The organism is Roseateles sp. (assembly GCF_031397715.1).
In the GTDB taxonomy this organism is placed as follows: domain Bacteria; phylum Pseudomonadota; class Gammaproteobacteria; order Burkholderiales; family Burkholderiaceae_C; genus Paucibacter_A.
Genome location: NZ_JANNMI010000016.1, coordinates 1 through 10,267, shown reverse-complemented (window position 1 = coordinate 10,267; position 10,267 = coordinate 1). Strand labels below are relative to the sequence as shown.

The 10,267-nt window shown below is 63.1% G+C and carries 8 protein-coding genes and 2 pseudogenes; 8 read left to right on the top strand and 2 right to left on the bottom strand.

Annotated features, from left to right (window positions below; all coding sequences use genetic code 11):
• Window positions 1-120 precede the first annotated feature (120 nt).
• Together RMO57_RS00775 and RMO57_RS00770 are read left to right on the top strand one after the other, a co-directional pair.
• A pseudogene (locus tag RMO57_RS00775) lies at window positions 121-345 on the top strand (GDP-mannose 4,6-dehydratase); the annotation flags it as partial.
• 1 nt (window position 346) lies between these two features.
• Window positions 347-472 (top strand): annotated as a pseudogene (locus RMO57_RS00770) (uracil phosphoribosyltransferase); the annotation flags it as partial.
• 154 nt (window positions 473-626) lie between these two features.
• On the opposite strand, the gene RMO57_RS00765 reads toward RMO57_RS00770, so the two are convergent.
• The gene (locus RMO57_RS00765; RefSeq protein WP_310383335.1) at window positions 627-1,634 is read right to left on the bottom strand and encodes a D-2-hydroxyacid dehydrogenase family protein; all 1,008 of its coding nucleotides are present in this window, start codon (window positions 1,632-1,634) and stop codon (window positions 627-629) included.
• Between the two features lie 58 nt (window positions 1,635-1,692).
• Window positions 1,693-2,196, bottom strand: a complete 504-nt coding sequence (locus RMO57_RS00760; RefSeq protein WP_310383333.1) for a hypothetical protein — start codon at window positions 2,194-2,196, stop codon at window positions 1,693-1,695.
• Between the two features lie 285 nt (window positions 2,197-2,481).
• Between RMO57_RS00760 and RMO57_RS00755 the strand changes: the two genes are divergently transcribed.
• From RMO57_RS00755 to RMO57_RS00730, 6 genes are all read left to right on the top strand, one after another.
• On the top strand, window positions 2,482-4,356 hold the full coding sequence (locus RMO57_RS00755) for an acetylglucosamine transferase (RefSeq protein ID WP_310383332.1): 1,875 nt from the start codon (window positions 2,482-2,484) through the stop codon (window positions 4,354-4,356).
• 14 nt (window positions 4,357-4,370) lie between these two features.
• On the top strand, window positions 4,371-6,146 hold the full coding sequence (locus RMO57_RS00750; protein WP_310383330.1) for a peptidase domain-containing ABC transporter: 1,776 nt from the start codon (window positions 4,371-4,373) through the stop codon (window positions 6,144-6,146).
• Window positions 6,134-6,757 (top strand): ATP-binding cassette domain-containing protein, encoded by a 624-nt coding sequence (locus RMO57_RS00745; protein WP_310383329.1) that lies wholly within the window; start codon window positions 6,134-6,136, stop codon window positions 6,755-6,757. Before RMO57_RS00750 ends, RMO57_RS00745 begins: the two co-directional genes overlap by 13 nt.
• A 3-nt stretch (window positions 6,758-6,760) precedes the next feature.
• On the top strand, window positions 6,761-7,984 hold the full coding sequence (locus tag RMO57_RS00740; RefSeq protein WP_310383328.1) for an HlyD family type I secretion periplasmic adaptor subunit: 1,224 nt from the start codon (window positions 6,761-6,763) through the stop codon (window positions 7,982-7,984).
• 106 nt (window positions 7,985-8,090) lie between these two features.
• A complete protein-coding gene (locus RMO57_RS00735) occupies window positions 8,091-9,509 on the top strand; it encodes a TolC family protein (RefSeq protein WP_310383327.1) in 1,419 nt (472 codons plus the stop codon).
• Between the two features lie 172 nt (window positions 9,510-9,681).
• Window positions 9,682-10,267, top strand: a 586-nt coding sequence (locus RMO57_RS00730) for a glycosyltransferase family 92 protein (RefSeq protein ID WP_310383325.1), incomplete at its 3' end; no start/stop codon positions are given.

Here is a 10,267-nt window from a genome sequence, read left to right as displayed (position 1 = left end):
TCATTCGCGATCAAGCTCGCTCCTACAAGCCCGGGCGGCAAGTCGGAATAGTCGATTGAGAACGCAATCGCCCGCCGGCTGAAGCTATAATGCCGGCTCTTAATCCGTGCGGAGCACGACTTGATTCTAGTTACCGGCGGGGCCGGATTCATCGGCTCCAACTTCGTGCTGCAATGGCTGGCGGCGAAAGACGAGCCCGTCGTCAACCTCGACAAACTGACCTATGCCGGCAACCGGCGCAATCTCGATAGCCTGCGCGGCGATGCGCGGCACATTTTCATCCAGGGCGACATCGACGACGCCGAGCTGGTGGCGCAGTTGCTGCGGCGAGGGCGTGGCCGCGCTGACCGCAGCCCACCCCGATGTGCGCTGCTGGACGGCGGCCATCGACAGCCATCTGAATGAGCAGGGTTACATCATCCCGGGCCTCGGCGACGCCGGCGACAAGATCTTCGGGACAAAAGAAGGCTAAGTAAGCCTTCTTTTGATCTTAGAAGGCTAAGTAAGCCTTCTTTTGATCTTAGAAGGATAAGTAAGCCTTCTTTTGATCTTAGAAGGCTAAGTAAGCCCTCTTTCGATCTTGGAGGGCTAGATCCAGCCCAGCGAGGCAGGGCTGGCCCTCACCTTCACCGCATCACCCGCAAAGCCTCCGGGTTGACGATATTCGTCGGCTCGGACTTGATGAAGCTCAGTACATTGTCGAAGGCGGCATTGAGACAGAGCTCGTAACTGTCTTGCTCGACATAACCAATGTGGGGCGTGCAGACCGCGTTTTCGAGGCGCAGCAAGGGGTGGCCCTGCAAAATCGGCTCGCTCTCAAACACATCGATCGCGGCCATGCCGGGGCGGCCCCGGTTCAGCGCCGAAACCAGCGCGCCTTCGGTCAAGAGCTCGGCTCTGGAGGTGTTGACGAACAAGGCGGTCGGCTTCATGCGGGCCAGATCTTCCGGGCCAATCGAGCCGCGCGTCTCGTCAACCAAACGCAGATGCACGCTCAAAACGTCACTGGACTCAAAAAAGGCCGCGCGGCTGGCAACCGCGACATAACCGTCGGCCTCGGCGCGTAGGCGCGCGGCCTCGCTGCCCCATATTTGCACCTGCATACCGAACGCTCGGCCGTAGCCGGCGACCAATTGCCCGATCCGCCCATATCCCCAAACGCCCAGCGTCTTGCCGTGCAAAACCATGCCGAGACCAAAGTTTGGCGGCATTGACGCCGCCTTCAGCCCCGACTGTTGCCAAGCGCCATGTTTCAAATTGCCGATGTACTGAGGCAGCCGGCGCATCGCCGCCAGGATCAGGGCCCAAGTCAGCTCGGCCGGCGCGGTCGGCGAGCCAACGCCTTCGGCCACCGCGATGCCCAGCTTGGTGCAGGCCTCCACATCGATATGGGCCCCGACCCGCCCGGCCTGGGCGATCAACTTCAACTTCGGCAGCTTCTCCAGCAATTGCCGGTTGAACTGGGTGCGCTCGCGTATCAGGACCAGCACTTCGGCGTCGCGCAGGCGCACCGACAGCTGGCCGATGCCCTTGACCGTATTGGTGAAAACCTTGGCATTGAGCTGTTCCAGCTTGGCCGCGCAACGCAGCTTGCGAACCGCATCTTGGTAGTCGTCGAGGATGATGATGTTCATACTTGAGCTGCATTCTGCCTTGCCCGCCGCAAGGGTCAGCAAATCAGGGCGGCGGCAATCAATGCTTGCTGGGTCTGGACGGCGTTGGCCCGCGCCGCAGCGGGCCGCTAGAGCCAAAGCTGGCGCCGAACTGGAAATGCGCATTGAGCCGGCTCAGCCGCAGTTCGGCCTCTGCCTGCGAGAAGGCGCGCGCCACCTCGGTATACAGCCAGGTTCTTAAATGCCAGAGGTCGCGCAGGCTTCGACTGCTTTGAATGCTGCGTTGCAGCGCCAAGGTATCGTCGCCATGCAGGCCGCGCAGGCAGGCTTCAAAAGCGGCGCGCGCCGTCGGCACATTGTTCAGCAGCACGCTTTGGCAGGGCAGGGCGGCGCCCCAGGGGTCGGCCTCGCCGGGCATCCAGCGCAGCAAGGTCTGCCAGATTGAGTCACCGGCTGTTTGTACCGAGGTTGGGGTGTCCAGGCTGGTTTGTCGACCCGGCGGAAAAATCGGGCTGTGACCCAGAGCCCGGCTTGACGGGGCTCCGCGAGTCCTGGCCCAGCGAGTCAGAATTGCATTCAGCATTTTTAGCTCTATTTTTGGCGACCGGGTTTGGCCTCATCCCCCTCCAGAGGGCGCATCGGAATTTTCGTCAGCGCTGCGCCAAACTGAAGCGCCAAAAAGGCCGGTCTCGGCCGCCCTGTTTGCCACTGTCAAGGGTCTACCCGCGGAGATCCCTGCTCGGGTGCGGCGAATTGCCGTCAATTTCCCGCCCTAATCGACTCCACCGAAACTGGCCAGCCTTCTAACATCGGTGAAGCCTTCACGAGCCGCGTTTGCGGCTGACATGCCATGGAAATTTCTTCTCCTATGACAGCAACTCCCAACGCCGCCCTCGCCGAGGTGGCGCAAATGCTGGCACTTGCGCGCAGCGGCTCGATGGCCTTGGATGACTTGATGGGCAAGGCCGCCGCCTTGCAGCATGCCGGCTTGGTCGACGCTGCTGCCGTTCTGTACCAGCACTGGATCGCCAACACGCCGTCGCCACTCCGTCATGTGGCTTGCTACAACTGGGGCACGCTGCTGGGTAATTTGCAGCGCCACGCGCAGGCCGAGGAGGCCTACCGCATGGCCTTGACCATGAGCCCGAATTTCACCCAGGCGCGCCTGAATCTGGGTCATCAGCTGGAGCATCTGGGCCGAATTGAGGAAGCGCTGGCCGAATGGCGGGCGGTGATAGACGCCGAGGCGATCGAATCCGCCGGCACCGACGCGCTGGAGCTGCGCCTGCACGCGCTCAACAACTCGGCGCGCTTGCTGGAGACGCAAAAGCGCTATGCCGAGGCGCAGGCGCTGATGCGCCAAAGCCTGACGCTGAAGGCCGCCCAGCCCGACGTGATCCAGCATTACGTTCACATCCGTCAAAAACAATGCGACTGGCCGATCTACCAGCCGGTCGGCGAGGTCACGCACAACCAGCTGCTGGTCGGCACGTCTTTGCTGGCGACGCTGAGCGCCAGCGACGACCCGGCCCTGCAGCTGATGGTGGCCCAACGTTTCGTGCATGAAAAGGTGCTGGTTCACAAAGACAAGCCCTTGCATGCGCTGGCCACCGCACGCCAGCCGCGCGAGGGCCGTATCAAGATCGGCTATTTGTCCGGCGATCTGTGCATGCATGCGGTCGGCCTGCTGACGCCCGAGTTGTTTGAGCTGCATGACCGCGAGCGTTTCGAGGTGCATGCTTTTTGCTGGAGCCGCGAAGACGGCAGCGCGCAGCGCGCGCGCTTGCTGAAGGCGATGGACCAGCATGTGCGGCTGGCCGGTGTGGATGATCTGACCGCCGCGCGCCTGATCGCCGAGGCCGGCATCGACATCCTGGTTGACCTGCAGGGCCTGACCAGCGGCGCCCGCCCCAACATCCTGGCCTACCGCCCGGCGCCCATCCAGGTCAGCTATCTGGGCCTGCCCGGCACCTCGGCCTTGCCCGGCGTGGACTGGATTGTTGCCGACCGTTTTGTGATGCCACCTGAATACCTACCCTATTGCACCGAGCGGCCGATCTACCTGCCCAATTGCTACCAGGTCAGTGACCGCCAGCGCGAGCTTGGCGCCCCTGCGACGCGGGCGCAATGCGGCCTGCCCGAGCACGGCTTTGTGTTTTGCTCCTTCAACAACAACCACAAGTTCAGCGAAGAGGTGTTCGCCAGCTGGATGCGCATCCTGGCCCAGGTGCCGGACAGCGTGCTCTGGTTGCTGGCCGACAACGAATGGGCGAAGGCGAATATGTTGCGTCTGGCCGCCGACCATGGCGTCGAGGCAGGCCGTTTGGTGTTTGCGCCGCGCGCGGCGCCGCCCGACTATCTGGCGCGCTTCGCGGTGGCGGACCTGTTCCTGGACACCTTCCCCTACAACGCCGGCACCACCGCCAGCGACAGCCTGTGGATGGGTACGCCGATCCTGACCCGCTCGGGTCGCAGCTATATCTCGCGCATGGCCGGCAGCTTGCTGACTGCGGTTGGCCTGCCCGATCTGATCACTTTCAGCCTGGCCGAGTACGAGGCGAGGGCGGTGCAGCTGGGCCAGAACCCGGCCCGTAGCGCTTCCTACAAACGCTATCTGCACGAGCAGGGCCGCAGCTCGGCGCTGTTTGATATGCCGACCGTGGTGCGTGATCTGGAGCATGAGTTTGAGCGGATGGCGCTGGCGCAGCGCCGCCGTGATCAGCCCAAACCCGTCTCTGCCTAACCCCAAGGACCAGCGTGTCGCAGCGTCACGATTCCTTCTTCGACGGCAAGCCGGCAGCGGCCGGCAAGGTGCTGCGCCTGGCCGCCGACAGCTCGGTGGCGAGTGAGCCGTTGCCGGTCGATCCGCTGCAGGATCTGGCCGAGCAGCCGGTCGGCGATCCACTGCTGACCGCGCTGGCCTGGGTGACCCGCCACCATGGCCGGCCACGCTCGGCCGAGTCGCTGCGCGCCGGCGCGCCGGTCGAAGGCCCACTGGCGCCCGACCAAGCGCTGCGGGTGATGCGGGAGGCAGGCTATAACGCCGGCCTGCTGCGCAAGTCGATCGACGATATCAACCCGCTGCTGATGCCGGCGGTGCTCTTGCTCAACGGAGGCGACGCCTGCGTGCTGGTGAAGCGTCTGGACGACGGCAGCGAAGCGACCGGCGGCCGCTACGAGGTGGTCTTCCCCGGCCCCGAGGCGGCCAGCTGCGTGGCGCTGACGAGCGAGCTGGAGCCCGAGTACAGCGGCTTTGTGCTGGTCTCGTCGCCGCAAGAACAATCGCAAGCCCACACCCGCAACACCCGCGATTCCCATGATGGGCCGCTGCTGCGTGTGGCCGGTGAGCATTGGCTGTGGGGTACCTTGAAGCGTTTCATCCCCTACTACCGCTCGGCCATGTTGGCAGCGCTGCTGAGCAACGTCTTGATGCTGGTGTCGGGCCTGGTCACTTCGGTGATCTATGACAAGGTGATTCCGAATCAAGCGCTCGTGACCCTGTGGACCTTGGCGGTGGGGGCCGGTGTGGCGCTGATATTCGATATGTTCGCGCGCCAGTTGCGCAGCCATTTGATTGACCTGGCCGGCCGCAAGGCCGACATGATCATTGGCGCCAAGCTGTTCCGCCAGACCCTGGGCGTGCGCATGGAGCACAAGCCCGAGTCGGCCGGCTCCTACGCGCACTACTTGGCGCAGATCGAAGTCGTGCGCGAGTTCTTCACCTCGGCGACGATGTCAGCCTTGACCGATCTGCCCTTCGTCATCTTGTTCGTTGCGATGACCTTTGTGATCGGCGGCCCGCTGGGCTGGGTGCTGGTGGTCACCATTCCCTTGATTCTGGCCCTGACTTATGGAATTCAAGGCTATTTGCGTACGGCCATGCGGACCAATATGGCCGAGACTGCCGATTTGCAAGGCACGCTGGTCGAAGCGATTGAGGGCTTAGAGGACCTCAAGACGTCGGGCGCCGAAGGCAGGTTCCTGCGCCGCTATGAAACCAGCACTGCCATCGTCGCCGAGTCTTCGTTGCGGGCCAGAAACATGTCAAGCTGGAGCAACAACATCACCATGACGCTGCAGCAATCCATCAATTTGATCATGCTGGTTTGGGGTGTCTATCTGATCCAAGACGGCCTCATCACTGCCGGTGCTTTGATCGGTGCGGTGATGTTCGCCGGGCGTGCCATCCAGCCGCTGGGCAGTCTCGTTAGCTTGGCGACGCGCTATCAAGGCGCACGTGTCGCAATGCTGTCGCTGGACCGGATGATGAATTCGCCCACCGAGCGCGACAGCAGTCGCAACTATGTGCCGCTGACCCAGGTCAGTGGCAAGCTTGGGCTTCATGATGTGGGCTTCTCTTACCCAATGGTGGGTGAGGGAGAAGCTCCGAAGATTTTGAAAGCCGTCAACTTGCGCCTGCAGGCCGGCGAACGTGTCGCTGTGCTGGGCCGAATCGGCAGCGGCAAGTCAAGTCAACCATCCTGCGCCTGCTGGCAGGCCTGTATCAGCCCACCGAAGGCATGGTCGACGTAGACGGCATTGATTTGCGCCAAGTCGACCCGGCGGAGTTTCGCGCAAAGGTCGGCTTTGTTTCGCAAGAGCCGCGTCTTTTCCACGGCACTCTGCGCGACAACGTCTTGATGGGGCGCGCTCACCTGGATGCCGCGCGGTTGGTGGAAGTGGCCAGGCTGACCGGCTTGGACCGCGTGGTGGCTGGCCATCCCAAGGGCTGGGACTTGCCCGTGGGCGAGATGGGCGGCCTGCTCTCGGGTGGTCAGCGTCAACTGGTGGCGCTGGCCCGCGCTCTGGTTACCAAACCGCAAATATTGCTGATGGATGAGCCGACAAGCTCGATGGATGCACAGTCCGAAATGGCATTTTTGCGGCAATTACGTGATGCCGCCGGGACCTGCACCTTGGTGGTCGTCACGCACCGGCCGGCAGTCCTGGAGTTGGTGTCCCGCATCGTGGTGGTGGACAACGGCCGCGTGGTGTTGGATGGTCCGAGGGATCAGGTCTTGGCGGCCCTGTCGGGTGTGCGCCCCAGTGCGGCAAGCCCAGAAGCCGCGACGCCCAATGGCGCCGGCGCCAACTTGCATATGCATCCTGCGGCACAGCCGGTGCAGCGCTCAGCCTCGGTATAAGCCATGAGCACCAAAAACAAGGCGGGCGGCATGGCCCTGAGTCGCGAAGAGGGCATGTTCGTCACCGGCCTGAACCATGCCCAGATCGAAGAGCCCTTGCCCCATGCAATGTGGGCGATCTATTTGATGCTGATTGCCGTTGCGGTAGCCCTGACTTGGTCGGCACTGGCCACTGTGGATGAAGTCACTCGCAGTGATGGCCGCATCGTGCCGGACGGGCGCGAGCAAGTCATAGCGAGCCTGGAGAGCGGCATTCTGCGTGAACTTTACGTGCGCGAGGGTCAGGAAGTGGAGCTAGGCGAAGAGTTGGCCCGGCTTGATCCCACCCGGGTCGAAGCGCAGCAAAACGAAGGCCAGGCCAAACGCATCGCGCTGAAGGCGCAAGCGGCTCGGCTGATCGCTGAGGCCAGTGCCAAGCCGCTGGTGTTTCCGCGCGATGTGCTGGCGGTGCCGCGCATCGCCGAGGCCGAAATGGAAGCGTACGAAGCGCGACGGCGCTTGATGGACGAGGCGGTCAGCAGCATTGCGCGCAGCAGCGGCTTGCTGGCGCGCGAGCAAAAAATGGCCCAGGACATGGCTGCCAAAGGACTGATGTCCGACGTGGAGGTGATGCGACTGAGCCGTCAAGTCAATGAGCTGCAGCAGCAACGTGCCGAACGTATCAGCCGCTTCAGGCAGGAAGCCAGCGGTGAGTTGGTGCGGGTGCAAAACGAGCTGACCCAGATTGATGAGCAGATGGTGGTGCGAGAGGATGCGATGACCCGGACGGTCTTCAAGTCCCCGGTGCACGGCGTCGTTAAGAATATTCGCGTCAGCACGGTGGGTGGGGTTGTCACCGCTGGCGCGCCCATCATGGAGATCTCGCCCATAGGACCGCGCGTGCTGATCGAGGCTCGTGTCAAGCCGCGCGATATTGGTTTTGTGCGTGTGGGCCAGCTTGCGGAGGTCAAACTCTCGGGCTACGACTACAACGTCTACGGCGGCCTGACCGGCCGCATTCAGTACATCAGCCCCGATGCCATGGGTGAAACAGAAAAAAGTGCCGAAGGCGGCTATTACCGCGCCACCGTCGCGGCCGAGCGCAACAATCTGCGCTTCAAAGGCAAAACGCTGCCCGTGATCCCAGGCATGACGGCAACCGTCGAGATCAAAACCGGTGAACGCAGCGTGCTGAGCTACCTTGTGCGGCCGATGATGAAGTCGCAAGAGGCGATGCGCGAACGCTAGTTGGCCATAAGAGGGCGGCAGCGGCCCCTATTCGAGACTTCGAATGGAGCCCAAACATGATGTAGTAGCGGTATCGGGGAACACCCTCTGTCGCTGGCTATTCATCATGTCTAAAACTGTTGTGCTCTCTTTGCTGCTGGGTCTGGGCCTGTCGGCCGCAGTGCCGGTGGCGCGGGCGCAAGCCCCGGCGAAAAAGTCGGCCAGAACGCCAGTAACAGCACCCCTAACAGCACCGGCAACAGCGGCGCCTGCGCAAAGCCGCTGCGCCGAGGACGACGCCGGCCCCTCGCGCGCCGGGCGCGACGCGACCATGGTCGAGACCAGCGCCGCCGATCCGCGCACCCAATTGCAAGAGTTGGTCGAGCTGGCGCTGCAACGCAGCCGCTCGATTGGCGCGCTGCGCCTGCTGACCCAGGCCGCCGAGGCCGATTTGGCCGAGACCAAGGCCTCGCGCCTGCCCCTGGTGACCCTCAGCGGCACCGGCGGCTACATCGGCAATGTGGTGCCGGATATGGACACGGTCAAAGGCCTACAGGGCCGTGCTTCGGTCAATGTCAGCGCGCCGCTGTATGACTCCGGCCGCATCACCAAGCTGACCGAATGGCGGCTGCAGCTGGCGAGCGCCGCCAAATTTGGGCAGAACAGCGCCGAGGAACAACTGGCGCTGCAGACCGTCAGCCTGGCGCTGGACCGCGGCCGCTACACCTTACAAGGCCAGGTTTACAGCCAATATGTGCGCAAAATGGCATGCTTGGTGGACTCATTGGAAATCATCACCAAGGCCGACCGCGGCCGCGCCAGCGAGCTGGTGCAGGCGCAGAAAAGCCTGCAGCAAGCCGATCTGCAATATGAGCAGACGTTGTCGGCGGTGCGCCAGACCGAGATCAGGCTGCGCCGCTTTGTCGGTGACCAATTGCCGCCCTCGGCCAGCCTCAGTTCGGTGCTGGCGCGCCTGCCCGATCTGAACGAGATGCAGGCCGACATCCTGCTCGCACCCGATGTCGCCCAGGCCTCGGCCCAGGCGCGCGCGCAGCGCAGCTATGCGGAGTCGGTGCGGGCCGGGCAACTGCCCAGCGTCAACCTGCTGGTGAAAGGCTCGGCGGTGGTTGGCCAGGGCCGCGCGAATGAATGGATAGGCGGGGTGTCGGTCAATATCCCGCTGCTGCAGCCGGGCGCCGATGCGGCGCTGACGGCGGCCAAGAGCCGCTACCAGGCCGCCACCTTGCAGCGTGATGAGACCGTCGAGGTCAAACGTTACCGCCTGCTGGAAACCTATGAGACCGCCACCTCGGCGCTGGACCGGGCGCGCCGCGTGGTGGAGATTTTGCGCAATAGCGACCGCGTGCGCGCCTCGACGCTGCAGCAATGGCAGCAACTCGGCCGGCGTTCCTTGTTCGACGTGATGGCGGCCGAAGGTGACTACTACTCGATGCGGGTCGCGCATGTGAATGCGCTGTTTGACGCGCAGCAATTGGTGGCGTTGATGTGGTCGATGGGGCGGGGCGTGCTGACGCCGCTGCGCTGAGGATTTCCCCCTGTTCGCAAAGAAATGCGCCGCCGGAGCCGCGCTATTCCCAACGCCTTGCCAAGCAGGGCCGCTCACAATCGCAGGCACGAGCAAGTAGGTACCCCATGTCTATTGAATTCCCCGTTTTTGTCCACGTTGATGGCTCGCGCGCGGCCTCGGAGTGGCGGCGATGAAGCTGGCGATAGCGACCATCCAACGCAATCGTGGTAAGTGGATCGTCGAGTGGTTGGCGTTTCATATGCTGGTCGGATTCAGTCGGTTCTATGTCTACGCGCACAAGACAGACGACGGCATGACCGAGAAGCTGGTGACACTTTCGAGGCGTTACGACATCAAGGTGCATTTGCTTGACGAGCAGCCGCAGCCGCAATTGCTGGCCTACCAGCATGCCTACAACGCCTACGGCGATGATGTGGACTGGATGGCCTTCATTGACGGCGATGAGTTCCTGCACCCCACTGCCTGCGGCCAGATGCAGCAGGCGCTGACCGCGTTTGACGCCATGCAGCTCTCGGCGCTGGCCGTCAACTGGTGCTGCTACGGCAGCAATGGCCATGTGCAAGATCCGGACGGCTTGATCATGCAAGCCTACCCGCGGCACAGCCGGGCTAATTTTCTGCCGAATCGCCATGTCAAAAGCATTGTGCGTGGCCGCCAGCAGTTGCAGGTGCGCGGTGCCCATGTGTTCGACACGGCGCTGGGGACCTATGACACCCAGGGCCGCCCGGTCACTCAGGGCTGGATGCGCGACAACC